23 protein-coding genes are annotated in these 26,354 nt (G+C 61.0%); 5 read left to right on the plus strand and 18 right to left on the minus strand.

Features of this window, described 5'->3' with window-relative positions:
- Positions 1-16: 16 nt before the first annotated feature.
- Positions 17-1,354 carry a DEAD/DEAH box helicase gene (locus tag KVQ74_RS06190; protein ID WP_217830113.1) on the minus strand — a complete coding sequence of 446 codons (1,338 nt, stop codon included), beginning with the start codon at positions 1,352-1,354 and terminating at the stop codon, positions 17-19.
- A 52-nt stretch (positions 1,355-1,406) separates the two neighbouring features.
- Positions 1,407-2,342 carry a drug/metabolite exporter YedA gene (gene yedA / locus KVQ74_RS06195; RefSeq protein WP_217830114.1) on the minus strand — a complete coding sequence of 312 codons (936 nt, stop codon included), beginning with the start codon at positions 2,340-2,342 and terminating at the stop codon, positions 1,407-1,409.
- A 164-nt stretch (positions 2,343-2,506) separates the two neighbouring features.
- Between yedA and KVQ74_RS06200 the strand changes: the two genes are divergently transcribed.
- Positions 2,507-2,962 carry an Lrp/AsnC family transcriptional regulator gene (locus tag KVQ74_RS06200; RefSeq protein ID WP_217830115.1) on the plus strand — a complete coding sequence of 152 codons (456 nt, stop codon included), beginning with the start codon at positions 2,507-2,509 and terminating at the stop codon, positions 2,960-2,962.
- Between the two features lie 87 nt (positions 2,963-3,049).
- Here KVQ74_RS06200 and KVQ74_RS06205 read toward each other — a convergent pair whose 3' ends face one another.
- The 3 genes from KVQ74_RS06205 to KVQ74_RS06215 all read right to left on the minus strand — a co-directional run bounded on the left by KVQ74_RS06205 (position 3,050) and on the right by KVQ74_RS06215 (position 5,086).
- On the minus strand, positions 3,050-3,655 hold the full coding sequence (locus tag KVQ74_RS06205; RefSeq protein WP_217830116.1) for a 3'-5' exonuclease: 606 nt from the start codon (positions 3,653-3,655) through the stop codon (positions 3,050-3,052).
- 41 nt (positions 3,656-3,696) lie between these two features.
- Complete coding sequence (locus KVQ74_RS06210; RefSeq protein ID WP_217830117.1) at positions 3,697-4,176, minus strand: LabA-like NYN domain-containing protein; 480 nt, start codon at positions 4,174-4,176, stop codon at positions 3,697-3,699.
- A gap of 148 nt (positions 4,177-4,324) precedes the next feature.
- The gene (locus tag KVQ74_RS06215) at positions 4,325-5,086 is read right to left on the minus strand and encodes a DUF2076 domain-containing protein (protein WP_217830118.1); all 762 of its coding nucleotides are present in this window, start codon (positions 5,084-5,086) and stop codon (positions 4,325-4,327) included.
- A 179-nt stretch (positions 5,087-5,265) separates the two neighbouring features.
- Here KVQ74_RS06215 and KVQ74_RS06220 point away from each other — a divergent pair, with 179 nt between their 5' ends.
- The gene (locus KVQ74_RS06220; protein ID WP_217830119.1) at positions 5,266-5,940 is read left to right on the plus strand and encodes a YciC family protein; all 675 of its coding nucleotides are present in this window, start codon (positions 5,266-5,268) and stop codon (positions 5,938-5,940) included.
- A 73-nt stretch (positions 5,941-6,013) separates the two neighbouring features.
- Positions 6,014-7,093 carry an endonuclease/exonuclease/phosphatase family protein gene (locus KVQ74_RS06225; protein WP_217830120.1) on the plus strand — a complete coding sequence of 360 codons (1,080 nt, stop codon included), beginning with the start codon at positions 6,014-6,016 and terminating at the stop codon, positions 7,091-7,093.
- A 24-nt stretch (positions 7,094-7,117) separates the two neighbouring features.
- Here KVQ74_RS06225 and KVQ74_RS06230 read toward each other — a convergent pair whose 3' ends face one another.
- The 5 genes from KVQ74_RS06230 to KVQ74_RS06250 form a co-directional block, all read right to left on the minus strand.
- Complete coding sequence (locus KVQ74_RS06230) at positions 7,118-7,954, minus strand: ABC transporter ATP-binding protein (RefSeq protein ID WP_217830121.1); 837 nt, start codon at positions 7,952-7,954, stop codon at positions 7,118-7,120.
- Entirely contained in the window at positions 7,942-8,745 is an 804-nt protein-coding gene (locus KVQ74_RS06235; protein ID WP_217830122.1) for an ABC transporter permease, read from the minus strand. Before KVQ74_RS06235 ends, KVQ74_RS06230 begins: the two co-directional genes overlap by 13 nt.
- A gap of 10 nt (positions 8,746-8,755) precedes the next feature.
- Complete coding sequence (locus KVQ74_RS06240; protein WP_217830123.1) at positions 8,756-9,733, minus strand: ABC transporter substrate-binding protein; 978 nt, start codon at positions 9,731-9,733, stop codon at positions 8,756-8,758.
- Between the two features lie 345 nt (positions 9,734-10,078).
- Positions 10,079-11,449 (minus strand): aspartate aminotransferase family protein, encoded by a 1,371-nt coding sequence (locus KVQ74_RS06245; protein ID WP_217830124.1) that lies wholly within the window; start codon positions 11,447-11,449, stop codon positions 10,079-10,081.
- A 29-nt stretch (positions 11,450-11,478) separates the two neighbouring features.
- The gene (locus KVQ74_RS06250) at positions 11,479-12,972 is read right to left on the minus strand and encodes an aldehyde dehydrogenase (RefSeq protein ID WP_217830125.1); all 1,494 of its coding nucleotides are present in this window, start codon (positions 12,970-12,972) and stop codon (positions 11,479-11,481) included.
- Between the two features lie 243 nt (positions 12,973-13,215).
- Here KVQ74_RS06250 and KVQ74_RS06255 point away from each other — a divergent pair, with 243 nt between their 5' ends.
- Positions 13,216-14,130 (plus strand): LysR substrate-binding domain-containing protein, encoded by a 915-nt coding sequence (locus KVQ74_RS06255; RefSeq protein WP_217830126.1) that lies wholly within the window; start codon positions 13,216-13,218, stop codon positions 14,128-14,130.
- Positions 14,131-14,134: 4 nt separating this feature from the next.
- On the opposite strand, the gene KVQ74_RS06260 is transcribed toward KVQ74_RS06255, so the two are convergent.
- The 8 genes from KVQ74_RS06260 to KVQ74_RS06295 all read right to left on the minus strand — a co-directional run bounded on the left by KVQ74_RS06260 (position 14,135) and on the right by KVQ74_RS06295 (position 23,497).
- Positions 14,135-15,316 (minus strand): MFS transporter, encoded by a 1,182-nt coding sequence (locus KVQ74_RS06260; protein WP_217830127.1) that lies wholly within the window; start codon positions 15,314-15,316, stop codon positions 14,135-14,137.
- Positions 15,313-16,563 (minus strand): ATP-grasp domain-containing protein, encoded by a 1,251-nt coding sequence (locus KVQ74_RS06265; protein WP_225929896.1) that lies wholly within the window; start codon positions 16,561-16,563, stop codon positions 15,313-15,315. Before KVQ74_RS06265 ends, KVQ74_RS06260 begins: the two co-directional genes overlap by 4 nt.
- Before the next feature lie 23 nt (positions 16,564-16,586).
- Entirely contained in the window at positions 16,587-17,969 is a 1,383-nt protein-coding gene (locus KVQ74_RS06270; protein WP_217830128.1) for an FAD-binding oxidoreductase, read from the minus strand.
- A 107-nt stretch (positions 17,970-18,076) separates the two neighbouring features.
- Complete coding sequence (locus KVQ74_RS06275; RefSeq protein WP_217830129.1) at positions 18,077-19,009, minus strand: hypothetical protein; 933 nt, start codon at positions 19,007-19,009, stop codon at positions 18,077-18,079.
- Complete coding sequence (locus tag KVQ74_RS06280; RefSeq protein ID WP_217830130.1) at positions 19,002-19,742, minus strand: alanyl-tRNA editing protein; 741 nt, start codon at positions 19,740-19,742, stop codon at positions 19,002-19,004. Before KVQ74_RS06280 ends, KVQ74_RS06275 begins: the two co-directional genes overlap by 8 nt.
- 77 nt (positions 19,743-19,819) lie before the next feature.
- The gene (locus tag KVQ74_RS06285; RefSeq protein ID WP_225929884.1) at positions 19,820-20,869 is read right to left on the minus strand and encodes a pyridoxal phosphate-dependent aminotransferase; all 1,050 of its coding nucleotides are present in this window, start codon (positions 20,867-20,869) and stop codon (positions 19,820-19,822) included.
- Positions 20,870-20,889: 20 nt separating this feature from the next.
- On the minus strand, positions 20,890-22,473 hold the full coding sequence (locus tag KVQ74_RS06290; protein WP_217830132.1) for a phenylalanine aminomutase (D-beta-phenylalanine forming): 1,584 nt from the start codon (positions 22,471-22,473) through the stop codon (positions 20,890-20,892).
- Between the two features lie 4 nt (positions 22,474-22,477).
- Complete coding sequence (locus KVQ74_RS06295; RefSeq protein WP_217830133.1) at positions 22,478-23,497, minus strand: TauD/TfdA family dioxygenase; 1,020 nt, start codon at positions 23,495-23,497, stop codon at positions 22,478-22,480.
- 321 nt (positions 23,498-23,818) lie between these two features.
- Here KVQ74_RS06295 and KVQ74_RS06300 point away from each other — a divergent pair, with 321 nt between their 5' ends.
- Positions 23,819-25,228: an amino acid permease gene (locus KVQ74_RS06300; protein WP_217830134.1), complete on the plus strand. Its 1,410-nt coding sequence runs from the start codon at positions 23,819-23,821 to the stop codon at positions 25,226-25,228.
- Positions 25,229-26,354: the final 1,126 nt, after the last annotated feature.

The following is a 26,354-nucleotide window of genomic DNA, read 5'->3' on the forward strand; positions in this document are numbered from 1 at the left end:
GAGGGGCTCTTGATCTTTAAGGCTTGCGCTTGCGCGGCCCGGTATTGAACGCCGGCACCTTGCGCACAGGCTTGATCGTCGGCTCCGGCGCCTGGGTATCCCCACTGTCCACCCACTTGCCCAGGTTGCGCTTGCCGCCGCCCCCGGAAGTCTTCGGCTTTTTCGGTTTCTTCGGCTTCTTGATCACCTGGCCGCTGGCGTCGGTGTCCGGCACGCGATGCTCAGGTTCGAACTCCGGCTCGTTCTGGCGCTTCAAGGTTTGGCGGGTCAGCATCTCGATCGCCGACAGCAGGTTCACCTCATCGGCACACACCAGAGAAATCGCCTCCCCGGTCGCGCCCGCACGGCCAGTCCGGCCGATCCGGTGAATGTAATCCTCAGCCACGATCGGCAGATCGAAGTTGACCACCAGCGGCAGATCTTCGATATCAAGACCACGGGCCGCTACATCCGTCGCGACCAGCATCTGCACTTCACCGAGTTTGAAACGATCCAGCGCCCGCTGGCGCGTGGCTTGCGGCTTGTCGCCGTGGATGCCATCGGCATTCACGCCCAGGCCCTGCAGCTTTTCCACCAGCGCATCCACGCCGTTGCGGGTCTTGGCGAACACCAGCACTTGCTTCCACTTGTTCTTGCGCATCAGGTGCACGAACAGCTCCGGCTTGCGCTTCTTGTCCACCGTCACGATCCACTGCTTGACGGTGTTGGCGGCGACGTTGCGCGGGCTGACTTCGATGCTCAGCGGATCGTTGAGCATCTGTCCGGCCAGCAGGCGGATGTCGTCGGAGAAGGTCGCGGAGAACAACAGCGTCTGGCGTTTCTTCGGCAGGGCGCGGTAAATGTTCGCCAGCTCCTCGGAAAAGCCCAGGTCGAGCATGCGATCCGCTTCGTCCAGCACCAGCGTCTGCAACTGGTTGAACTTCAGCGCGTTCTGGCGGAACAGGTCGAGCAGACGCCCCGGCGTCGCCACCAACAAATCGACACCACCGCGCAGCTTCATCATCTGCGGGTTGATGCTGACGCCGCCATACACCGCGTAAGTGCGCAGCGGCAGGTTTTCGGCGTACTGGCGCACCGCTTCGTGGACTTGTTCAGCCAACTCGCGGGTCGGCACCAGAATCAGTGCGCGCACCGAGTTAGGCGCGACTTTCGGCCCTTCCATCGCCAGCAACTGCAACAGCGGCAAGGCGAAACCGGCGGTCTTGCCGGTGCCGGTCTGGGCGGCGGCCATCAGGTCGCGGCCGGCCAGCACCGCCGGAATGGCTTGCGCCTGCACCGGCGTCGGGGTCTGGTAGCCGAGCGTCTCGAGGGAGCGCAGCAAGGGTTCGATCAGGCCAAGGGTGGCGAAAGTCATGGGAATACCGTAGGAAAAATCAGAGCAAGTGTGCGATGGCGCGCAGTTTACCCTAATTCACACGCTGTTCCGTCGGCACGGCTGTCGGCGCTACGACTGGCGGCTGCGCCGGGCGACGCCACTGTGGCAGGCCGATCAGCACCACCGCACCGATGATCACCAGCATCGCCAGCGCCTCTTCGATCCCGATGGTTTCACCGACAAACACGATCCCCAGCAACACCGCCACCGCCGGGTTGACGTAGGCATAACTGGTGGCTGCCGCCGGACGGACGTTTTTCAACAGATACATGTAAGCGTTGAAGGCGATGATCGAGCCGAAGAAAATCAGGTAGGCCAGCGCCAGCCAGCCTTCCAGTGGCGGCATGGCCTGCAGGTGTTCACCGCTGACCGCGCTGCCGATCAGCAGCACCACACCGCCGACCAGCATTTCCACGGCACTGGCCATCGCACCTTGCGGCAACGGCAAGTGTTTGCTCCACACCGAGCCGAACGCCCAACTCGCCGCCGCGAAAATCAGCAACGCCGCCCCCAGCGGACTCGATTGCAGGTTGGAGCCCATGTTGAGCATCGCGATGCCCAGAATCCCCATCGCCACCCCGGCCCACTCCAGGCGGGTATTGCGCGCGCCCCAGAAATAACCACAGAGCAAGGTGAACAGCGGCACCGTCGCCACCGCCAGCGCGGCAACACCCGACGCCACCCCACTGTGCTCGGCCAGCGTCACCGCACCGTTACCGAAACTGAGCAACAGAATCCCGATGATCCCCGCGGCCTTCCACTGCGCCCAGGTCGGTGCCGGCGCCCCACGCCAGCGCAGGAAGGCATACATCAGGCTGCCGGCGATGACGAAGCGCACGCCACCAAGCATCAGCGGCGGCCAGTATTCAACGCCGATACGGATCACCAGATAGGTCGATCCCCAAATCACATACAGCGCAAAAAACGCGGCGATCAGCGGCAAGGAAAAACGGCGCACGGCAGACATGGGGCAACTCGACGTCAGAGGCAGGGAGAATGGCTATTCTAAGAAGGCACAGCGGCAAAAATAAGTTACAAAACCTGTTTATAGCGCCGGTACACTTTTGAAATCACGGAGATCGGCGGCATAAACCACGATTTCGAAAGTCTGGCGTTTTCAGGAAGTTCACCATGGACAAATACGATCGCATGCTGCTCAGCGCCCTGCTGGAAAACGGTCGCGCGTCCTACGCCGACCTGGCGCGCAAAGTGAACCTCTCCGCCCCCGCCGTGGCCGAGCGCGTCGCCAAGCTGGAGGCCTCGGGCGTGATCACCGGCTACCAGGCGAAAGTCGACATGGCCAAACTCGGCCTGCCGATCCAGTGCGTCATCGAACTGCGCCTGAACCAGCACGGCAACCCGAAGGTGTACGACGAACTGATCAAAATTCCGCAACTGACAGAGTGCCACCGGGTCACAGGTGATCCGTGCGTGATCATGCAGGCGGCGGTGGGTTCGATGATCGAGCTGGAAGAGTTGATCAACCGGGTGGCGAAATTCGGGTTCAGCAAGACGTCGATTGTGTTGTCGAGTGCCATCGAAAAGCGCGTGCCGCTGGGGCACATCGAAAGCAACGGAAAATCCTGAAACTCACGATTTCTCCTGTGGACGCAACGGTCTTGGCCATGCCATTCGGCCACCGTCGCGAGCAAGCCCGCTCCCACACGCCTCGGATCAGCGATAACGCTGCAGGTGTTCGCTGACCTTCGCCGCCGGGACTTTCTGGATTTTGCACAACAGGTCATGGGACAGCTCGCGCACGCCGTGCTTGTCCCGCAGCTCCCCGGCGAGATGCGCCAGCAGGTTCGCCGCCATCTCCGCATCCGCCATCGCCCGGTGGGCCTGGCCGGTGTGGGGCAGACGAGCGTAGGTCGTCAGTGTGCCGAGCTTGTGATTCGGCGCCGCCGGCATCAACCGCCGGGCCAACAGCAACGAGCAGGCGAAGTTTTGCAGGCGTGTGCGTCTGATCCGGCCCAGTTCAAAATCCCAGAACTTCTGGTCGAACGCGGCGTTGTGCGCCAGCAGCGGCGTGCAACCGACGAATTCGTTGACCTCGTTCATCACCTGTTCGGCCGAGGGCGCGGTGCGCAGCATGGCGTTGCTGATGCCGGTCAGTTGTTCGATGAAGGCCGGGACACGCACGCCGGCGTTCATCAGGCTTTGGTAACGCTCGACGATGCGGCCGTTTTCCAGCATGACCACGGCGATTTCCGTGGCCCGGCAGCTGCTGCTTGGCGAGATGCCGGTGGTTTCAAAGTCGATGACTGCAATGCGTTCCAAACCGGGTGGTACTCCGTTCAAATCAATGCTTGAGCTTGTGCTCAATTTTTCAACAGCAGTGCGCCTTCAATCGGCACATAACGGCTGGCGGCGCGGATCAGCGAGTTGGCGGTCAGGCCGGGTACGCCGTAGGCCACGGCTTGTACGCCGTGTTTATTGATGATGCGTTCGAGCAGCATGTCGAAATCACCGTCACCGGAGGCCAGGACGATTTCGTCGACGTGATCGGCAGCGTCCATGATGTCCAGGGTGATGCCCACGTCCCAGTCGCCCTTGGCCGAGCCGTCGCTGCGCTGGATGTAGGGTTTGAGTTTTACGGTGAAACCGAGGTTGCGCAGGATCTGCTGGAACTGCTGTTGTTTGCTGTCGCCGCGATCGATGGCGTAGGCGTAGGCCTCGACGATCTGGCCCTGCTTGCTGATGTCCGCCCACAGCGCCGCGTAGTTGAAATGGCAACCATAGGCCTGACGCACGGTGTAGTAGAGGTTCTGCACGTCGGCGAACACTGCGATTTTTTTCACCGGAGTTCCTGTGGGCGCACAAGCGCTCGAAGCGGGATCAGGCGCCAGGCCCGAAAAAGGCGCTCAGTATGCCAGCCCGAAGGAAGGTTCCGCGAATAATCGGCCGTGCGGTGAGGGCGCCGGCCCTCACCGCAGGTTACGCGATGAATCAGACGAAGGAGTCGTCGTCATCGAAAAACGATGAGTTGTCATCGTTGTAGTCGGTGTCGCTAAAGCCGCCCTGGTTATTGTTCCAGGCGTCGTTGTTGGCCATGCGCTGGTCATCGCCCCAACCGTTGTTGCCCTGATCGTTGACCTGGGCCGGCTCTTCCTTGATGACCTCGACGATTTCCTCTGGCTGCTGGTGGTGGCTGAACAGGCTGCTGATGCCTTGTGCCAGCATCACGCCACCCGCGACGCCGGCAGCGGTTTTCAGCGCGCCGCCGAGGAAGCTGCTGCCCGCCGCCGGGGCCGCTTGTTGCGGGGCGTAGTTGGGTGGCGCGGCGCCGAAGTTCTGTTGCGGTGCAGGCGCCGCGAAGTTCTGCTGCGGTGCCGGCTCACGCCAGCCACCGGTGGACGGCGCAGGCGTCTGGGCCGGCGCCGGACGCGGGCTGCCGCCAAAAATGCTCGACAGGAAACCACCGCCGCTCGACGCCGGAGCCGGGGCCGCACTCTGGGCCTTGGCCGCTTGCAGTTCGGCCTGCAGACGCTGGACTTGCTGGGTCAGTTGCTTGTTCTGTTCATCGAGGCTCTTGAGGGCAGACTCCTGCACCAGAATCGCCTGAGTCATGAAATAACCTGCCGCCGGCTGGCGCGTCAGGTGTTCCTTGATCCGCGCCTCGGCCTGGGCGTCGCGCGGGGCTGCCTCCGTTTCGGCCTGTTGCAGCCGGGAAAACAGTCCATCGATCAGGGTTTGCTCTTCGCTGTTCATGGCGACCTCGTAGATTGCCGGGGATAACGTTGCCCTCGTCCACGCTGGACAAGGTGCTTATCCGTAATGGAGACGGTGACAGGATGTTTCAATGGTCTTTACCGAACGTTTACGTTTGCGACGCCTCGCGAATCATCGGTTAAAGTGGGCCACTGCTTTTGACCTGCGATTACCCCTGTATGAATGCCTTTGATGTGCTGCGCGATTCTCTGTATTTCTTCAAACGCCACCTGGGCCGTATCGTCCAGTTGTGCCTGCCGCTGGTGATTTTCGAAGCGGCGCTGCAACAGGTGGTGGATCGCGCCAGCGACCCGGACGGTTATTCGGCGATCAGCGTGATCGTTGGCCTGCTGGTCTATCCGCTGTACACCGGCGCGCTGATTCTGTTCCTCGACGCCCGCACCCGTGGCGAATCCCCGGCCACCCTCGACCTGCTGGCGATGGCCGCGCGTCTGTGGCCACGCTTCGCGTTGCTCACCGCCCTCAATACGTTGCTGATCCTGCTGGGCCTGTCGCTGTATTTCCTGCCGGGCCTGTGGCTGATGGTGACGCTGGCGTTCGGCGAATACCTGCTGGTGCTGCGCGGCCTCAATCCGTTGCAGGCGATGAAGGAAAGCCTGCGCCTGAGCCGTGGGCATTTCCTGCGGATTCTGGTGTGCATCCTGTGTGTGATGGGGCCGTTGTGGCTGCTCAAGGGTTTGACCCTGCAACTCTATCCCGAGCCGCAGAACCCGTTGCTGGCGGTGTTGATCGACAGCGGCCACAGCTTCCTGCAACTGTTCACCAGCGTGGTGCTGTTCCGCCTGTTCATGTTGATCAGCGAATTGCCTGACAAGCGGATCGGATCGGCCTGACCGCTTCGGCCTTGGGCGCTGTGGCTCACTCGGGTATGCTCGGGAGCACTTTCGTATCGCTATAAGCCGAGCCATGACCCGTCTACTGCGCTACCTGCTGCTGTTCGTTGTGTTGGCCATCATCGTCGCCGGACTGGCGATCTTCAGCCTGACCTGGCGCCCTGACGCCCGGGAAACCCTGCCGGTCAGTTGCAACGGCAAACCGCCGACGCTGGTGCCCGGCCAGGCGCTGAAAGTGATGACCTGGAACGTGCAGTACCTGGCGGGCAAGCGCTATGTGTTCTGGAATGATCTGGCCCAGGGCGACGATGAAGCACCGACACCCGAAGACATGGCGTTCAGCCTCGACGAAGTGGCGCGGGTGATCCGCGATGAGCAACCGGATGTGGTGCTGTTGCAGGAGCTGGATGACGGCGCCAAGGCCAGCGACTATCAAAACCAGTTGAAACTGTTGCAGGAACGGGTCGCCGATCTGTATCCGTGCAGCGCCCACGCCTTCGACTGGAAGGCCGACTTCGTCCCCGATCCGCATGTCTTCGGCAGCGTCGGCCGACAACTCGCCACCCTCAGCCGTTATCGCATCGAGCATGCCGAACGCGTGCAGTTGCCGGTTGCGCCGGCCAATGTCATCAGCCGGCAGTTCCAGCCCAAGGATGCCCTGCTTGTCACCACCCTGCCGCTCAGCGATGGCGGACAACTGACCGTGCTCAACACTCATCTGGATCGCGCCAGCCAGCCCGACGACACTTTGCAGAAACAAGTCGCGGCGGTGACCAAGGTACTCGACAAGTATGAGAGCCACGGCCTGCCATGGCTGATCGGCGGTGATTTCAACCTGCTGCCGCTCGGCCAGTACCAACGTTTGCCCGCCGAACAGCGCACGCCCTACTCCGTCGACAGCGCGCTGCACCTGTTGTGGGACAAATACCCGATGATCCCGACCAACAACGAAGCCAGCGGCATCGACCGCGCCAACTGGCTGACCCACTACCCCAACGATCCGGGCCTCAACGGCCCGGATCGCACGGTCGACTACCTGTTCTACAGCCCGAAGATCAAACGGGTCGAAGCCACCGTGCGCCAGGACGACACCCTGCGCATCTCCGATCATTTGCCAGTGATCGCCCGGTTCCTCCTGCCCGCTACGCCCTAGAACAAAGCATCCTCCCGGGGTTCCTTAGTGGGTCTCTTCGAGGTCGTCGTGCAGCAGGCCGAAGATCTGCCGTTTCATGTCGATGAATGAGCGCTCCATGACCATGTCCAGCGTGCGTGGCCGCTCGATCGGCACGTCGAGAATCTGCTTGATCCGCCCAGGCCTCGCGCCCATCACGTAGACCCGGTCGCCGAGCAGGATCGCCTCGTCGATGTCGTGGGTGACGAACAGCACGGTTTTCTTGCTGTTGCCCCACACCCGCAACAGCAGTTGCTGCATCTGCAGGCGGGTCTGGCTGTCGAGGGCGCCGAAGGGCTCGTCCATCAGCAGGATCTGCGGATCGTTGGCCAGCGCCCGGGCAATCGCCACCCGTTGCATCATGCCGCCGGACAACTGCTTGGCGTAGTTGTCGGCAAAGCCGTCGAGGCCGACTTCGTGAACGTAGTGATCGACGATTTCCTTGCGCTTCGCCGCCGGCATGCCCCGGCGCTTGAGGCCGAACTCGACGTTCTGCCGCACCGTCAGCCACGGGAACAACGTGTAGCTCTGGAACACCATCCCGCGATCCGCACCCGGCCCCTGCACTTGCTGACCACCGACGTAGATCTCGCCGGACGTCGGCTCGGCCAGACCGGCGGTGAGATACAGCAGGCTCGACTTGCCGCAACCCGACGGCCCGACCAGCACCGCGAACTGCTGATCCGGCACTTCGAACGACACCTGCTCCAGCGCGGTAAACGTACCGCCGCCGGGCTTGGTGTAACTCAGGCTGACCTTGTCCACCTGCAACCGTGGGGCCGCGTGTGCCGGCTGCACGACAGGCTCGATGAAACGATGATTGGCGGCGGTTACTGAGCCCATGCGGCAATCCTCAAACGCAGAAAGCGGAACAGTTGATCGGTGACCAGGCCCAGCAGGCCGATGATCGCGATGGCGAGAAAAATCACATCGACCTGAAAACCGCGCATGGCCTTCAGGCTCAGATAACCCAGGCCGCTGGAGGCGGCGACCAGTTCAGCGACCACCAGGTAGGTCCAGGCCCAGCCCATGGTCACCCGCAGGGTGTCGAGCACGCCCGGCAGGGACGCCGGAGCGATTACATGCAACACCGCATCGCGGCGATTGGAGCCGAGGGTGTAGGAGGCGTTGATCAGATCCTTGGAGATGCCTTTGGAGACGTCGGCGACCATCACCAGTTGCTGGAAGAACACGCCGAAGATAATCACTGAAACCCGCTGCTCCAGACCGATGCCGATCCACAGGATGAACAGCGGCACGAACGAGGTCACCGGCAGGTAACGGATGAAGTTCACCAGCGGTTCGAGGAACGCCTGGACGATGCGGAAGCTGCCCATCAGCAGCCCCAGCGGCACCGCCACCAGCGACGACACGATAAACCCGACCATCACCACTTCGACACTGGCCCACACATGCAGGCCCAGCGTCCCGTCGCGGGTCAGGCGCAGGGCGGCTTCAACCACCGCCCCCGGCGTCGGCAGAAACATCCCCGGCACGATGCCGCCGTAGGACAACCCGGCCCACAGGCCGACCAACAACACCCAGGCCAGGCCACTGGCGCTCCACACCACCGACACCGGCAAACCGGTCTTGGGCGTGATGCAGCGGCTCAGCCATGAATTGCGCTTGAACATGACGGGCCTCCTAGAGCGGGCTGACGAAACGGTTGTCGACCAGATCGTCGTTGCTGACGTTGTAGGGCTTGCCCTGCAATTCGCTGGCGGTCTCGTTGGCGAGTTTGATCAGCGGTTCACTGTCGCCGGGCTTGCCCGGTGCGCCGAGCAGTTTTTCGCTCATCGCCTGATCGTAGAAGCGCACGCCTTTGGCGGCAGCGGCCAGCTCCTTGGGATCGGCCAGATAACCGCCAACGCCCTTGGCCATGATTTCGTAGGCTTTCTCGGGATGATCCTTGGTGTACTGCACCGCCTTGTAGAGACCGGCGACCAGCGCTTTCACATCCTCCGGCTGCTTCTCGATGACGGAGCAATTGAGCGCGACCACATCGACGATCACCCCCGGCGTACTGCTGCTGTCGATCAGCACCTTGCCCTGCTGCTTGTCGCGCACCATCGACAGATGCGGCTCCCAGGTCACCGCCGCCGGCACTCGACCGGCGATGAACGCAGTGGCGGCGTCATCGGCGGTCATGTTCTGCACGGTGATGTCACTCATGCTCATGCCGTTCTTTTTCAGCAGGTAGGACAGCCAGAACTGCGAGGTCGAACCTTCATTGACCGCCACCGCCTGGCCTTTGAGCTCTTGCAGACTCTTCACATTCTTGCCGACCAGCACGCCGTCGCCGCCGTGGCTGTCATCCAGCGCCGCCACGGCCTTGAAGCAGAATTGCGGGCGGTACTTGAGCACTTCGTCGATGGTCGAGGCCGAGCCGGACAATTCGCCCGAGGCCTGGGCGGCCATGTACATCGAGGCCTCTTCGACCACCGGCAATTCGACGGTCAGGCCGTTTTCCTTGAAGTAGCCCAGATCCTGGGCCAGATAGAGCGTGCCGTAACCGACCCAGGTGGTATGGCCGATCGACAAGGTGCCGGCATGAGCGCCGGTGGCGCAAAGGGCGGAAACCGCCAGAGGACAGGCAAGACGGGTAAACAAGGACTTGTTCATGGAGCACTCCCAACGCTGTTGATTTAGTTGTCATGGGCAGTACGGCCGGCGGTCATCGGGTGATTGCCTGCTGCGGTCTCTGTTGGACTCTGGCGGGGCAAGCGATGGCGCTGGCGAAATCGATGTTGACCCAGGCCCGGCTTCAGGAAAACGAGGAAATAGTTGGCTGGGAACGATGAAAAAACTGGGTAGTGCGCACTGCGAAAAGGCGCGACAGGCGGGGGTGCCCGAGGAAGGTGCAAGACGTTGGAAACCGGGTGAACGGACAACCGCTTTCGCGGGCAAGCCCGCTCCCACAGGGGAGCGGGCTTGCCCGCGAAGAGGCCCTTGAGCCTTGCAGGAGTTTCAGAGCCGGCCGAACTCCTGCGCCGTACGATCCACCGCCTTCAGCGTCTTGCCCACCAGCTCATCGATTTCTTCGCGGCTGGCAATCAACGCCGGCGCCATGATCATCCGCCCGAGCGTCGAGCGAATGATCACCCCTTCCTCGAAACCGATCGTGCGGCAGCGCCAGGCGATGTCGTTTTCATTGGCGAAACGCTTGCGGCTGGCCTTGTCCTCGGCCAGTTGCAACGCCGCGACCATGCCGGTGCCCTGAATGTCGCCGACCAGCGGGTGATTGCCGAACACCTCGCGCAGGCACTGTTGCAGGTACGGGCCGATGTCATCCTTGACCCGTGTCACCACCCCTTCATCACGCAACGCCTTGAGGTTGGCGATCGCCACCGCTGCCGCCACCGGGTGCCCGGAATAGGTCAGGCCATGGGCGAAGACACCGCCCTGCTCCACCAGCACATCCGCCATTTTCTTCGACAGAATCAAGCCACCCATCGGGATGTAACCGGAGGTCAGGCCCTTGGCGATCGACAAGGTGTCCGGCTGAAAACCGAAGTGTTCGTGGGCGAACCACTCACCGGTACGGCCGAAGCCACCGATCACTTCGTCGGCACACAACAGCACATCGTACTGGCGGCAGATGCGCTGGATTTCCGGCCAGTAACTCTCTGGCGGGAAGATCATCCCGCCCGCGCCCTGGAACGGTTCGGCGATGAAACCGGCGACCTTGTCCGCGCCCAGTTCGAGGATCTTCGCTTCCAGTTGCCGGGCCGCCCGCAGACCGAATTCCGCCGGGGTCAGGTTGCCTTCGTGAGCGAAGAAGTACGGCTCGTCGATGTGGGCGATGTCGGGAATCATCCCGCCCATCTCGTGCATGAATTTCATGCCGCCCAGCGCCGTCGCGGCCAGGGTCGAACCGTGGTAACCGTTCCAGCGGCCGATCATGATTTTCTTCTCGGGCTTGCCCAGTACCTGCCAGTAACGGCGCACGGTACGGATCAGCACCTCGTTGGCCTCGGAGCCGGAGTTGGTGTAGATCGCGTGGCTGTAGTGCCCCGGCAACAGGCTGAACAACAGCTCGGACAGCTCGATGACCTGCGGGTGGGTGGTGTGGAAAAACATGTTGTAGTACGGCAACTGCTCCAGTTGCCGGCTCGCGGCGGCGTTCAGGTCCTGGCGTCCGTAACCCAGGTTGGTACACCACAGCCCGGACATGCCATCGAGGTAACGCCGGCCGTCGTTGTCCCACAGATGCAGGCGCTCACCGCGCACCATCACCCGTGGGCCTTCGTCGTTGAGGGCCTTCTGGTCGACGAACGCATGAATGTGGTGCGCTGCATCGGCGGCCTGGTAGTCGCGAGTTTCACGTGGGTTGGTCATCGCCGGATCTCCTTCTTTTTATGAGCGGCTCATGAGCGCAGCTGAAACCAGGTGGTTTTCAACTGGGTGTATTTATCAAATGAATGCAGCGACAGGTCGCGGCCGAAACCGGATTGCTTGCCGCCGCCGAACGGCACGGTCACATCCAGTGCATCGACGCAGTTGACCGACACCGTTCCTGCTCGCAATTGCCGCACCACCCTGTGCGCGCGGTGCAGATCGTCGGTCCACAACGACGCCGCCAGACCGTAGACGCTGTCGTTGGCCAGTTGCAAGGCGTGGGCCTCGTCATCGAACGGAATGACCGCCAGCACCGGGCCGAACACCTCTTCGCGAAACAGCTGCATGTGGGGCTGCACGCCGGTCAGGATCGTCGGTTCGATGAAGTTGCCCGAGCCGTTGAAGTGCCGTTGTCGACCGCCGCAGACGCGGGTCGCGCCCTCGCGTTCGGCCTCGGCGATAAAACGCAAAATACTCGCGGTCTGGCGCTCGTCGACGATGGCACCGGCGGCACTCGCCGGGTCCAGCGGATCGCCCGGCAACCAGCGCTCGGCCTGGGCCTTGAGGCGTTCGACGAACGCATCGTGAATCGAGCGCTGTACCAGCAACCGCGAGTTGGCCGAACAGACTTCCCCCTGATTGAAGAAGATGCCGAACGCGGCTTTCTGCGCCGCCAGATCCAGATCCTGGCAATCGGCGAACACCAGATTGGCGCTCTTGCCGCCGCACTCCAGCCACACCTGCTTGAGGTTGGAGTGCGCCGAATACTCCATGAAATATTTACCGACCTGGGTCGAACCGGTGAACACCAGGCAATCGACATCCGGGTGCAGGCCCAGCGCCTTGCCGGTCTGCTCGCCGAGCCCTGGCAGCACGTTCAACACACCGGCCGGCAGCCCGGCCTCCAGCGCCAGCTCGGCCAGCCGCAATGCGGAAAACGGTGATTGTTCGGCGGGTTTGAGAATCACCGAGTTGCCCGCCGCCAGCGCCGGGGCGAGTTTCCACGCGGCCATATCCAGCGGAAAATTCCACGGCACTACCGCGGCGACCACGCCCAGCGCTTCGCGGGTGATGGTCGCCAATACGTTCGAGGCACTGGGCGCGACCTGATCGTAGAGTTTGTCGAGGCTTTCGGCGTACCAGCGAAACACCCCGGCGGCGCCCGGCACGTCGATGTTGAAGGCATCCATCACCGGTTTGCCCATGTTCAACGAATCGAGCAATGCCAGCTCTTCGCGGTTGGCCATGATCAGATCGGCCAATTTCAACAACACCTGCTTGCGCTCCACCGGCGATCGCCCGGCCCAGGTGCCGGCTTCGAATACCTGCCGCGCATTGCGCACCGCCGCGTCGACATCCTCCTCGCCACATGCCGCGACATCGGCCAGACGCTGGCCGGTCGCCGGGTTGATCGCGGCAAAGGTCTGCCCCGACTGCGCCGCCCGGTGTTTGCCATCTATCACGGCATGAGCGGGAAACTTCAACTCAGCGGCCTTGCGCTGCCAATCTGCAAGCTCGAACACGATCGGATGCTCCCTGGACTTTTTGGGGTGAAGCCTTTTCTTGTGTGATCGATAGTCGCTCAGGCCCGCTCAAGGCAAAACCAGTAAAAATGTCTTCGCAGACAATGAAAAAGCTAACCAGTGGATAACCCCCTCGCGCGCGTATGAGGCTATTGTTCAGGGACAAAAATACCGTCGCTGGAACGGAGGATGGCGGCACATGAATTGCGTGGATGTCGAGATCCGTTCGACCTGAGGTTTACCGTGGCCGCTTACAACTTGCGTCAGTTGAAATACTTCATCACCACCGTCGAGTGCGGCAGCGTCGCCGAAGCGTCACGCAAGCTGTACATCGCCCAGCCGGCGATTTCCACGGCGATCAAAGGGCTGGAAGACAGCTTCGGCGTGCAACTGCTGATCCGTCATCACGCCCAGGGTGTGTCCCTGACACCCAGCGGTGCGCGGTTCTTCCGCAAGGCTCAGGAGTTGCTGCGCATGGCCAAAGAGTTCGAACAGAACGCCCTGGCCGACAACGACGTGGTGGCCGGGCAGATCGACGTCGGCTGCTTCGAAACCGTGGCACCGCTGTACCTGCCGCAGTTGATCGCCGGGTTCTCGGCGCTGTATCCGGGGGTGAAGATCCGCATCCGCGACGGCGAACAACAGGAGCTGGTGCAAGGCCTGACCTCGGGCGCATTCGACCTGGCGATCCTGTACAAGCACGACCTCGACGCCACCATCGAAACCGAACCGCTGATGCCCGCGCAACGGCCTTACGCGCTGCTCCCGGCCGATCATCGCTTCGCCCAGCACAAGCAAGTGTCGCTGCGCGACCTGTGCCTGGAACCGATGATCCTGCTCGACGTGCAACCGAGCCGCACCTACTTCGTCAGCCTGTTCGAAGAGCTGGGCCTGGCGCCCCGTATCGAGTTCAGCTCGCCGTCGATCGAAATGGTGCGCGGCATGGTCGGCCAGGGTTTCGGCTTCTCGATCCTGGTGACCCGACCGCACTCGGAATGCACCTACGACGGCAAGAAAGTGGTGTGCGTGGACATCGTCGAAGACGTCACCGGATCGGGGCTGGTGGCGGCGTGGTTGAAGCGCGGGCAACTGACCAAACCGGCGCAGTTGTTCGCCGACTATTGTCGGGAACAACTGACCGCCCAGGCCAGTGCCTGACCTCTCAGGAAACCTGGGGCGAACGCTGCTCGAGTTCGATGCCGATAAGCGGGCGCTTCAGGGCTATCGATACCCACGCCCCCACGGCGGCGACCACACAAGCGGTGAATCCCAGCAGGAAGGACATGAAGCTGAGTTCCCGAGCCACCGCCAGCAGCCCGAGCACGGCGGCGGTGGCCTCCGCCGCCCCCCAGACACAGGTCTGCACAGCCATGGCGACCGAGCTGCGCCCTCGCCATATCTTTACGGCCTGGGCCTGATATAACGGGCCACAGATCATCTCGCCGATCACGATGAAGACCACCACGACAAACAGAATCGCCTGGGCTTGCGCGGAAATCATCAGCAACAGGCATCCGGCTCCGATCAACAGGTTCGAGACGATCACCCGCCACAGCCGCGACACCCGTTGCGAAAGCGCCGTGACATAGACCTGAGTGAAAATGATGATCCCGCTGGCCAACAGAAACAGCACGCCCACCAGCTCGCTGGAAAAGCGTTCGGTCGCATAGGTTGGAAACACGTAATAAAACTGCGCGTAACCAATCATGGTCAGAAAATTGATCGCCAGGAATGCGATCACTTTGGGGGACGTTTCAACGCCATCCAGCGTGGAAGATCCGCCGGATGCCAGGCCCATCGACCGCGCCACATGAGGGATCAACGTCGTGGAAGCGGTCGCCAGCACGCCCAACAGCAATGGCAGTGCCACGAACCAGTAACCGGCGCCGGCCAGGATCAACGAAGCGACAAAAGGCGCGATACCGGCGCCAGCGTTCGCGGCGACGTTCTCGTAGGAGAGCACGCGCTCGTGTTCGCCCTCGCGAAAGTACTGAACGATGTAGGAGATCTGCGAAATCGTGGCGACCGAATTGGCCACGCCAAACACCACGACCAGCGCCACCCAGATGAACACATTGGTGATCGCCATCGCCGCCGTGAGCAGCATCAGCAACGCCGCCACGGCCACACAGGCTAACGCCAGGGCAATTTCCCGGCGGCGGTCGACCCGGTCCAGAAGCCCTTGAAAGGCCAGCGCGCCGATCCGGTTCGAGACAATCGCGAACCCGACGACGATACCGGCAGCGCTGGTGCTCAGGCCTACGGCGGTATTGAGCCAGATGGCCATGAACGGATAGAAACAACTCCAGGCGGCTGACGAAAGAAAGCGGACGAAATAGATCATTTGAATACCGGACTTCTAGGGCCACGATCGGTATGGACACGCACTTGGCCGATCTCCCGCGCGACGACTTCGGCGTAACCGGTGAGCATGCCGATCCAGGCATAGTCAGAGGTGCCGATGGGCTGGATCACGCTGCCGACATTGGCAATCGGCGTGTGAATGGAGGCCAGTTGCGGCAGCTCCCAGTCATGCACGATGGCTTCGTGGTCCAGGCAATACCAGTAGCTCAGGGTCGGGCGGCACTGCTCGACGGGTTTGTATTCGAGCCGGCTTTCGAGCAGTCGCAAGGGCAGCAGCGCCACCTGCTGGAGCACGGTTGCGGGGTCCAGTTCATAGGCCAATGCGATTTGCTCGACGATGCTCGCACCGCCCAGCCGGCCCATGTTGGCGTCAATCAGATACGCCGTGGACGGCGTCGCGATGAACTCGCAATGAAAGAACCCGTTGTCGAATCCCGAGCGCGAAATCAGGTCCCGCACCGCTGTCTCGATTTTCGAGCGAACGTCCGGGGCAATCAGCGAGTGGGCCGGAAACCGGTTGGCGACCTCGGTGAAGCCGACACGATCGCGCTTGGACAGCCCGAGGAAAACCACCCGCCCCTCCTGAACGAAACCCTCCAGGCTCACGAGATCGCCCACGCAATGCGCCTGGACAATCCAGGCGATGCTCTCGGGAGCCTCAATGCCACTGTTGAGGATGGCGGACCTGATCACGCTGACCGGATCATCATTCGCCTTGATCGACAGAAGGGTCGTGGCCACCGCGCCGGAGCCGAGTGAAGGTTTCAGGACAACGTCGTTGTCCACGCCCGGCGTCAGCCAGGGAATTACGAAGTCGCCGTCTGCCAGTGAAAGGCAGGACTCGGCCGGCACATGCTCGGGTATCAGGCTGCCCACGAACTCCTTTGCCGACAGTTTTGCAAATACCGCTGGCGGCGCGTTGAAGCCGAACGCCTCGGCAATCGCCGAGACCATCGGGAACAGCTCGTCGAAGAACGTGGTAATGCTGTGAATCCGGCTGACCAACTCTTGATTGGCCCGCAAGTAGGCGGACAAGGCTTCTTTGTCGGCGAACGCCGGAATGCAGGTCACGCCTTCGAACACCGCTTTCGCCGTCGCGTGAAAACCTGCAGGGTCAACGGACAGGATCGGCTCGAACCCTGCACTGCGAATCGCCGCGCAAACATATTTGATGGAAACCTTGTTGATGCCAACGATCAGAATCTGACGCATATCTTTCACATCCATCCCTAAAAATGAAAAATCGAGAACTAGCGGGCACTGGCGGCCAGTGACTGATACATCTTGCCGGGGTTCAGAATGTTCTCCGGATCCAGTGCCGACTTGATTGCCTGCATGAATGGCAGCGCGGCACCGTGTTGCGCCGACATCCATTTCACTTTCCCCTGACCGACGCCGTGTTCGCCACTGACCGTGCCGCCGAATGCCAGCGCCCGGCTCGACAGCCGCGCGAGGAACGCCTGGATTTCCTCGCTTTCATCCGCGCCTTCCTGAAGCATGATGAGCAGGTGGAAATTGCCGTCCCCGACATGACCGATCAGCGGCGCGTCGAGGCCGGAGTCGGCGATGTCCGCCGCTGTGGCGCTGATGCAGGCACTCAGGCACGACAGCGGCACGCAGACATCGGTGGCCAGTCCCTTGCGCCCCTGGTAGAACGCGTGAAAGGCCCACCAGGCGTCATGTCGGGCCTTCCACAAGGCAGTGCGCTCCTCGAGCCGTTCGGAAATCCTGACGTGTCCGCCGTTCTCGCGGGCGCAATCGGTGAACGCCTCGACGCTGCTTGCGACAGTGGCTCTGTCCCCATGGAACTCGAGGAAAAGATGGGGCGTTTCCGGCAGATCCAACGCGGGGGAATAGGCATTGCACGCACGAACCGCCGTGACATCGAGCAACTCGATGCGGGCAATCGACAGGCCCTGGCCGAGCGCACCGGCCACGGTCAGTACGGCGTTGTCGACCGAGTCAAATGCGCAGACACCGGCCACGATGGCTTCCGGCTGGGGGTGCAGCCGCACTTCCAGCTCACTGAAGATGCCGAGGGTGCCTTCCGATCCCACGGCGATTGCCAGCAGATCCAGGCCCATGGCCGACTTCGGTGCCCGGGAACCGATTTGCGCCACCGCCCCGTCCGCCATGACCCAGCGCGCCGCTTTGACATTGGCGGCCATCGTCCCGTAACGAACGGAGTTGGTGCCCGAGGCGCGCGTTGCCGCCATTCCGCCCATGGAGGCATTGGCACCCGGATCGACTGAAAAGAACAGCCCCGTCTCGCGCAGATAACTGTTGAGTTGCTCCCGAGTGACGCCCGGCTGAACGGTGGCGGTCATGTCGATGGTGTTCACGTCGAGAATCGCGTTCATCTGCGAACAATCGATACACACCCCACCACAGGGCGCGTTGATCTGCCCTTCGAGGGATGAGCGCGCGCCGGCCGGGATCAGGGGTACGCCATGCTGGCGACACAGCCGCACCACCTGAACGATTTCCTCTTCACTGAAAACGCTCACGACCGCATCGGGTGGGCTCAGATCGATCCCCGGCGGCGCCTGGCAGAATTGCTTGCGGATGCCGGGTTCCAGCTTCAGGCGCTCGCCAAACAACTGACGAAGTTTTTCAACAACCAGAGTATTCATTAGTCTCGTCCCTGTTCTAACTGATCACTGCCAGAGTTCTTTGGGTCTGCCGGATCGCCGCGCCATCCCGCGCACTCCTGTGAGCGGTCGATGGCGAGGATCATTGATCAGGTCCCGGGTTTCTTTTTTGTACGTCCCGCGCGCCCGTCATACTCCGGACGGCCGGAAACGATCAGTCCGAAGAAGTAAGGCTGGGCGCCTGGGTCCTCGAGCTGGCTGCCGGACTTGTTGTGTACTTCGATCACAGAAAACAGGTCCACCAGACGATCCTGGATCTGTTCGATTTCCGCGTCCTTGAGGGTCACCATCGAGCTGTATTTGAAAGAGCCCGACACATCGAAGTATTCACTTCTTTCGGGCTTGAGCAGCGAGCGCTCCAGTTCATGACGCAGGAACTGATCCTTCAACTTCAACGCACTGGCCGTTCGAGGCATGCGCAACGTCGGCGCATGGCGAACGAACGGGTCTTCAGGCGCCGTGCGCTCTTTCGAGACCAGGTTCAAGAAGTCCTCGGTGCGCTGATCGTAGACCAGGCCGAGCTGATGGCAGACCAGGCGGATTTCGGCGACGGAAGCGCTGTCCACCATGTACAGATACGTCATCAGCGGCAGCAGTTCGAAGTTCTCTTCGAATGCCGCGATGACTTCTTCGGTGATGATGAACTCTCGCTCATAGCGACTCAGGCTCAAGGCCCGGCGCAGGATTTTCGAATCATGCTCCCGAAGCTCGAGCCTGGAGGAAAGATCCGTGACCTCGACGCCCTTGCCGAACAACATCTCGTGGACGTGTGCAGGCAACAGGTCTCTGAAGTAATGCCAAAAATAATCAAAGCTGACTTTGCTTGACGGGTCGATACCCAAATGGTCATGCAACTCAACGGCCGCATCGATGCTCAGGTACTTTCTCCCGGCCTCGACATCACGGTAGTAGTTGGCCGAAAACGGGATATTGACCTCCTCGAGAAACGTCGAGATCTTCAGATGCCCGGTTTCGATCCGCCATTGCATGAGAAACGCGCCAAACGCCTTTTTACTATCCAAGCTCTTCAGCCTCTGCCGACACGGTGACCATTACTCTGGTCGTATTTTTCTTGATTTTCATACTGGAAGTTACCACGCCAATTTCCCGGGTATTGCGCACATGAACGCCCCCGCAGGGGATCGACCAGTTCGCACATTGCCACCAACGAAATCCCTGTCCCTTGCTCGTATCCGCTTCCGTACGAATCTCATGACCTGCAGAGCAAAACGTGTTCAAGGCAGCGGTCGCCCGCCTCAGACTTTCCTCGTCGAATTCGCCGATGAATTCGTATTGGTTTTCCCCACCGACATCACTCAGCGGAGAGCGTACCGGATGCGCAATGGCTCGCCCGACCGTCTCCTCAAGCATGCAGTGCATCAAGTGCATGGCCGAGTGCAAACGCATCTGATGATATCGCAACGGCCAATCGAGCGTGGCCGTGGCCTGCTGGCCGATCAACCGCTCCTTGAGCTGCGCGAACGCCTCGTCGTCGACACTCAGGTAGTGCCTGATCTGATCGTCCCTTTTGCGGGTCGCCACGATCTCCAACGCCTGCAACGCGTCACTCGTCCCTGAGCCCTGGATGTTCAGCAAACCTCGATCTCCGAGCTGTCCGCCTCCTTGCGGGTAGAAAACTGTCTCGCCAAGGAGCGCAAAAGGCAGACCGGCGTCATCCCGCTCAAGCAGATCGACGCGGCATTCCAGTTGCTTCAGATACGGCTTTTCGTGAAATAAAGGCAGCGTGTCGCTCATGTTTACCTCGAGTACGGTGTCACTGAATTGAGATGCCGACCCGGGCCAGTCAGCCGGGCCGGCATGAGCCCTTCACATCAATCCCATGTTTGGGATTCCAGTTTCGTGCGCAGCACACTGCACAGCCGGGTCATCTGAGCCTCGTTGCCAAACGAGATTCTGAGGCAGGTGTCGAGGCCGTAATCGGTCAACGGCGACGTCAGGAAACCCTGGTTTTGCAAATAATCGTGCAACGCCTGGCAGTGGTGCTGACTGGCGAACTCCACGAACACAAAGTTGACGTAGCGGCTTCTGGCCCGGATGCCAACGGCCTCGAACAGGGCCACCAGCCTCTGCCCCCATACACGACAATGCTCGGCGGTCTGCTCCAGATGTTCGGAGTCCTTGAGAACGTATTCTCCCGCGAGGGCCGAGAACGAACTGACGTTATACGGTGCCCGTCGGGCCTGAAGCACCGGGAGCAGATCCGCGCTGGCATAAGCCCAGCCAAGGCGCAGTCCGGCAATGCCGTAGGCCTTGGAAAAAGTCCGCAGGCATAGCGCGTTTTCCCGGGTGTTCACAATTTGCACGCCCGGCGAGTTTTCACGATCCGGCGCAAACTCGGCGTACGCTTCATCGATGATGACCGTCGTGCTTTCCGGGATCGCCGCCACCAGCGATAACAACTGCGCGGGCGACAGGTAATCCCCCAGAGGATTGGACGGGTTCACCAGCACAACCACGTCGGGCTGTTTTTCCAGAGCGATCTTCAACGCCGTTTCATAGCTGTCCCCGGCGTCCGGAAAAATCTCGCTATAGTCAGCACCCAGCAACGCCGAGCGGATTTTGTACATCTTGAAGCTGTGGTGCAGCGCCACGATGCGGCTGCCGGGCTTCAACAGGCTGCGCAGCGCAATATCGATCAGCTCATCGGAACCCGCGCCGACCACCAGCCGCTGCGGATCGACGCGCCACCGCTCACCGATCGCCGAGCGCAAGGCCTTGTAAGTCACTTCGGGATATTCACTCAGCAGCTGCGGCATCGACTGGCACAGGTGCAGTGCCAGCCCCGACGGGCCAAGCGGGTTTTCGTTGGCATTCAAACGGACGTTACCGGTCTCCGCCACGGGTTGTGCGCCTTCGAGCAAATGATCCTTGCCTGCCGAACTCATCGGGCATGCCCTCCCAGAATCTGGGCGACGATCGTTTCCAGATACCCGGTCAGGGCGATGTCACGATCAAGATAAGGCACCCGCTCCCGCACCTGCGCATGCCAGGCGCGGCCCTTGGGACCCAACTTCGCACTGCCTCTGATATCGGCGGCCTGAGCGGCGCAGATCAATTCGAAAGCGATGACGTAACGGGTGTTCTGCAGGACTTCGGCGACACGGCGCGCAGCCACCAGGCCGAAGGACACCACGTCCTGGAAATCACCGGTGGTGGTCAGGGTCTGGATCGACACGGGCGTGGCGAGCGAGCGGTTTTCCGCCGTCAGGGAGGCCGACATGAACTGCCCGCCCATGAGGCCGAAACGCAGACCGCCATTTTCCGCGCACAGGAACGACGGCAGGCCATTGCTGTTGGCTTTTGTCAGGAAGCGGTCGATCCGGCGATCGGAGAGGTTGCACAGGGTGATCATGGAAATCGTCAGATAGTCCATGGCCGAGGCGATGTACTGCCCGTGAAAGTGCCCGTTATGGAAAACCTCGCCATTCTCGGGGGTGACCAGTGGATTGTCGTTCGAGGAGTTCAATTCGTTGGCGACCACGCGCTCGACGAACTCGATGGTTTCCAGAACCGGCCCCAGAATCTGCGGTGTGCAGCGAATCGAGTAGGCATCCTCGATGGGCATGTCTTCCTGGCGAACCTGATCGGTGCGCAGCGCGCTCAATTGCGAGGAGAGTTCAAGATCGTCGATGGCCAGTTCCGATCCTTCAAGATGGCTCCAGATGGCCTGCGCAATCTTTTGCTGCCCCAGATGCGGCTTCAACCGATGGACATCAGGGTGGAAAGGACGCACCCGCGCCTGCAGCGACTCGAACGAAAACGCTGAGATCGAGGTGTATTGCTCCAGCAGGCTTCTGGCCTCGACCACATTCATCGCGGCGACAGCGACCATGCAGGAGGTGCCATTGATCAGGGCCAGACCTTCCTTGTAGCTCAGGTGAAGCGGTTCCAGCCCCAACTGTTCAAGTGCCTGCGCCGCCGGGATCCGGGTGCCGGCCAGATAGGCGAATCCGTCTCCGGTCAGCATCCGCGCGACAGCCGCCAGTGGCCCCAGGTCGCCGCTGGTGCCGAGGGAACCCTTGCTCGGAATCTCGGGAATCAGCCCCGCGTTATAGATGGCGATGTAGCGGTCGAAATTCTCCAGGGAGAGCGCCGAGTTCCCGCGAGACAAGGAGACGATTCGCGCAAACATCGTCGCGCGGGCAATGCTGTCGGAAAAGCGCTCGGCAACGTTGGTCGAGACACCCTGAATGAGGTTGGACTGAAGTTCGTGGGCTTTCTCGATCGGCACCAGATGGTCGACGAAACCGCCCATTCCGGTATTCACGCCATAGATGACCGCTCCTTGTGCGACCAGGTTTTCCAGGGCTTCCCGCGAGGCCTGGACCCGTTGCCGCGTGGCCTGCGATGCGACGATTTTCTTTCCGGGCCGGGAGAACCTGATCAGGTCCGCGAGGCCGACATCGACACCGGGGTTGAGGACAAATGCGTCATCCGACGTGAAGTTCTTTTCCTGAATCGTCATTTTTTCATCCCTGAACTGCGTGTGACTGACCAGCCGCCCAATCGGCGATGATCACGTTGAGTTTCCGATTGCCCGAAAAAGCGCGCCGGCCATGGGCGTACTGAACATTGTCGAGCAGTAAAATGTCGCCCTGTGCCAGATCGACGTCGCGCTCCAGCCCTCTGACGGTATGAAACAGCTCGAGGGTGAGATCCTGCGCAAGCGGTTCACCGTCACCAAAGCACATGGCTTCGAGCAGTTGCGGGCTGCGACGGTGCGCGTTGATCAGCTCGCTTGCGTCCTGCTCCCGACCGTCGATCCGTGCCCACTCGATCATCGCGGCCGCGCCCCAGAAGTGCGCTTGGTTGCACCAGATGCTTGCCGCCTTCAGGGGATGCTGGCGCAACGGCGAGATGCAGTCCTGCCAGAGGATCAAGTCTTCACCGCTCCATTCGAAATCCCAGCCCCGTGCCCGGCAGAGCACTTCTGCCTCGGCCACGCTGGCGGTGGAAAATGTCTCCTGCCAGCTTTTCTTCACACCCGGCTTGAGATTGACCCGCGCCTGGTCGGGCAAGGTTCTGCGCAGTTTGAGACCGCGATCCGTCAGTTGCTGCAACGTCTTCGGATCAATCAACCGCTCCAGTTTGCGCATGTCCCCGATGACCGACTCGCCGCCCTTGCCGGCTGGCTCCACGCAGACGAATGCAATGATCTCGGGCGGGCTTTTCACATAAGCCATTTCCTGGTGAAGGATCACCGACCAGTCCGCAGGCGTGCGAGTCGCCTCCATGACTTTTCCCTGAATGGTCGAGCGCGGAGAACTCCCGCCGACGTAGTCCCGGGTCTCAAAGCCCAGCGCGCCAATGGCCGTTTCAAAAACGCCCGGGTCCCGGCACTGATCGGCGGCACGAATCACAACGGCCCCCTCACTCAGCAACCGGGCACGGATATCGTCTGCGGCGCCTGAAAAATAGCGTTGCGGATCAGCGTATCCGCTGACCACAAAATCGAATGTTCCTGCTGTCTCGCTGCCCTTCACGTCCATCACTCCTCACGTCCCTGGAATCGTCGGCACTTCCTTCTGCGGTGCATTAAGTACCATTCCCCATTTACAAATTCAACAGATAGAAATATGTTTCTTCCGCAAGATTTATTGTTCGAATTCGCAAAACGATACCGACGCCGGCACGTGAGATCTCGCCAACCTGTTGATGTAAAAAAGAAAAATTCCAGACTCGAAAAGCTTTGAAACCGTTGAAAAACCGAACCATTCGTTGCAGGCGCAGGCGCTTCATCGATGCCGCGTGAGTAGTAGCGCTTCAAGCCCCCTGCAACGCCACTCATCAAACTGACGCGAGCCCTACTCATGAGCGGATCCAACGCGCCCTCAGGCGAACTGAAGCGCAGCCTGAAAAATCGCCACATCCAGCTGATCGCCCTCGGAGGAGCGGTGGGCACCGGCCTGTTCCTGGGTTCGGCGGGCGCCCTCAAGGCCGCCGGTCCGGCCATGATCCTCGGCTACGCCATCTGTGGCCTGATCGCCTTTATGATCATGCGGCAACTGGGCGAAATGATCGTCGAGGAACCGGTCGCCGGCTCGTTCAGCCACTTCGCCCACAAATACTGGGGCGGCTTCGCCGGTTTCCTGTCGGGATGGAATTGCTGGATGCTGTACATCCTGGTGGGCATGTCGGAACTGACGGCCGTGGGCAAATACGTTCACTACTGGTGGCCGGAGATTCCGGCCTGGGTATCGGCCGCCGTCTTCTTCGTGCTGATCAATGCGATCAATCTGATTAACGTGAGGATTTTCGGGGAGGCCGAGTTCTGGTTCGCAATCATCAAGGTGCTGGCCGTGATCGGCATGATCGCCATGGGCAGCTATCTGCTGGTCAGCGGCAACGGCGGACCGCAAGCGTCGGTGAGTAACCTGTGGGCACACGGCGGTTTTCTGCCCCATGGCGTGGGCGGACTGGCGATGTCCATGGCGGTGATCATGCTGTCCTTCGGCGGCCTGGAGATGCTCGGTTTCACCGCCGCCGAAGCCGAAAAGCCTCGCACGGTGATTCCCAAGGCCATCAACCAGGTGATCTACCGCATCCTGATTTTCTATATCGGCGTGCTCGTCGTGCTGTTGTCGCTGACGCCGTGGGACAGCCTGCTGACCTCGCTCAACGCCTCTGGCGATACCTACAGCGCCAGCCCGTTCGTCCAGGTGTCGTCGATGCTGGGCAGTGACACGGCTGCGCACATTCTCAACTTCGTGGTGCTGACTGCCGCGCTGTCGGTCTACAACAGCGGCACCTACTGCAACAGCCGTATCCTGCTGGGTCTGGCCGAGCAAGGCGACGCTCCGCAAGGCCTGGTCAGGATCGACAGACGCGGCGTCCCCGTGCGCTCGATCCTCGCGTCGGCCGCCGTCACCCTGCTCGCCGTGGTGATGAACTACATGATCCCGCAATATGCCCTGGAACTGCTGCTGTCACTGGTGGTTGCGACGCTGGTGATCAATTGGGCGATGATCAGCCTGTCTCATCTCAAGTTTCGCCAGCACATGACCCGCAGCCGACAGACACCCCTGTTCAAGGCCTTGTGGCACCCCTACGGCAACTACGTTTGCCTGGTATTCGTGGTGTTCATATTGGGTGTCATGCTGATGGATCCGGTCGACCGGATTTCGGTGTATGCGATTCCGCTGTGGATTGCCCTGATGTGGATCTGTTACGGCATCAAACACAAACGCAGCGCTGCCCAGGCCCTCTACGGGGAGGCCTGATCAGCGGTGTTCTCGCCTGAAGCCTGGAGGGGAGGCTGGCCCTCCCCTTACTTGCGCGGCTTGGCCCGCGCCGTCGCTTCAGCCACCAAAGGATCATCCGGCCAGTAATCGCTCATACCAAATGACTGCTCTTAAGATTGACACCCCCTGCCCCCAGAAAAACCGGGGCCTAGCTCAATCGGGGTGCGACGGTGGTTGACTGTCAATTCTAGCTCCAGTGATTGACTGAAATCACCCTACCCAGCCATCACCATTGACACCCCGAAATCACCCTCCATTCCTGCTCTCTGCAGACCATTGACACCTTTCCTCATGCGCATGGAAAGCCGGTAGAGCCAACGAGGCTGGACGACGGATATTTCAGGTCAAAGGTGCAATAGACCAAAGAGCTCACGATTCAAACTCCTGAAGAGTCCTACAGCGATGAACTTTGGGGCCACCCCAAGAAGGCGCCGGCAGCCCCAATAGTCATAACCATAGGTTCACGACTTTGCCTATTGGGTGTGGCACACCGAGGCGCGCGTCCGGCAGCCATTCGACTGCTGGTACGTATTGCGAGCTTGACGCACTACGCTCACACCGCTCGTGTGGTAGCCGAGGTCGAGACGATTGTGGGGGGCCGGCAAGTAGATGCACTAACTGGTATGCACCTCGTGATCGCCGTTGGCTTGAGCCCGGTGGTTAACGAAATACTGGGCCATGTTACTGACCCCGCTCTTTGTTCGATTGGGCAAGAACCGAGGCCGCAAGGGTCTTGGTCGTGGCGCTGTGACGGATGCAGTTTGCTGCGGCTCGGTTCACGACAGCCGGTCTGCCGCAGGCAGCACGCCCCAACCAACCTGAAGATGGCAATGCAGGACGAAAAGGACGATACAGTCTATTGCAACATTCGAATGCCGGTTGCCCAGGGCAGGCAGTTGCTCCAAATCGTGAATGCGCTTAGAGAATCTCAGGTCCTACCCAGCCTGGATCGCGTATTCCAAGATATGCAGAGCGAGCTCAGCATGAGCATCGAGAACGTCGACAACCCGTCATCCTGGGGCCCTTGGTGCCAGTGAATTCTGCACCGTCAAAGCTCATCATCCAAACATTCATCGCCTCACTTTCGCTTCCAAGCCAACAACGT

The organism is Pseudomonas botevensis (genome assembly GCF_019145475.1).
GTDB classification, from domain to species: Bacteria; Pseudomonadota; Gammaproteobacteria; order Pseudomonadales; family Pseudomonadaceae; genus Aquipseudomonas; species Aquipseudomonas botevensis.

Bases quoted from the DNA above. Each gene is read 5' to 3' on its own strand.
- KVQ74_RS06190 (WP_217830113.1), bottom strand. From the start codon at position 1,354: ATGACTTTCGCCACCCTTGGCCTGATCGAACCCTTGCTGCGCTCCCTC.
- yedA (WP_217830114.1), bottom strand. From the start codon at position 2,342: ATGTCTGCCGTGCGCCGTTTTTCCTTGCCGCTGATCGCCGCGTTTTTT.
- KVQ74_RS06200 (WP_217830115.1), top strand. From the start codon at position 2,507: ATGGACAAATACGATCGCATGCTGCTCAGCGCCCTGCTGGAAAACGGT.
- KVQ74_RS06215 (WP_217830118.1), bottom strand. From the start codon at position 5,086: ATGAACAGCGAAGAGCAAACCCTGATCGATGGACTGTTTTCCCGGCTG.
- KVQ74_RS06220 (WP_217830119.1), top strand. From the start codon at position 5,266: ATGAATGCCTTTGATGTGCTGCGCGATTCTCTGTATTTCTTCAAACGC.
- KVQ74_RS06225 (WP_217830120.1), top strand. From the start codon at position 6,014: ATGACCCGTCTACTGCGCTACCTGCTGCTGTTCGTTGTGTTGGCCATC.
- KVQ74_RS06230 (WP_217830121.1), bottom strand. From the start codon at position 7,954: ATGGGCTCAGTAACCGCCGCCAATCATCGTTTCATCGAGCCTGTCGTG.
- KVQ74_RS06235 (WP_217830122.1), bottom strand. From the start codon at position 8,745: ATGTTCAAGCGCAATTCATGGCTGAGCCGCTGCATCACGCCCAAGACC.
- KVQ74_RS06240 (WP_217830123.1), bottom strand. From the start codon at position 9,733: ATGAACAAGTCCTTGTTTACCCGTCTTGCCTGTCCTCTGGCGGTTTCC.
- KVQ74_RS06245 (WP_217830124.1), bottom strand. From the start codon at position 11,449: ATGACCAACCCACGTGAAACTCGCGACTACCAGGCCGCCGATGCAGCG.
- KVQ74_RS06260 (WP_217830127.1), bottom strand. From the start codon at position 15,316: ATGATCTATTTCGTCCGCTTTCTTTCGTCAGCCGCCTGGAGTTGTTTC.
- KVQ74_RS06265 (WP_225929896.1), bottom strand. From the start codon at position 16,563: ATGGATGTGAAAGATATGCGTCAGATTCTGATCGTTGGCATCAACAAG.
- KVQ74_RS06270 (WP_217830128.1), bottom strand. From the start codon at position 17,969: ATGAATACTCTGGTTGTTGAAAAACTTCGTCAGTTGTTTGGCGAGCGC.
- KVQ74_RS06280 (WP_217830130.1), bottom strand. From the start codon at position 19,742: ATGAGCGACACGCTGCCTTTATTTCACGAAAAGCCGTATCTGAAGCAA.
- KVQ74_RS06290 (WP_217830132.1), bottom strand. From the start codon at position 22,473: ATGACGATTCAGGAAAAGAACTTCACGTCGGATGACGCATTTGTCCTC.
- KVQ74_RS06295 (WP_217830133.1), bottom strand. From the start codon at position 23,497: ATGGACGTGAAGGGCAGCGAGACAGCAGGAACATTCGATTTTGTGGTC.
- KVQ74_RS06300 (WP_217830134.1), top strand. From the start codon at position 23,819: ATGAGCGGATCCAACGCGCCCTCAGGCGAACTGAAGCGCAGCCTGAAA.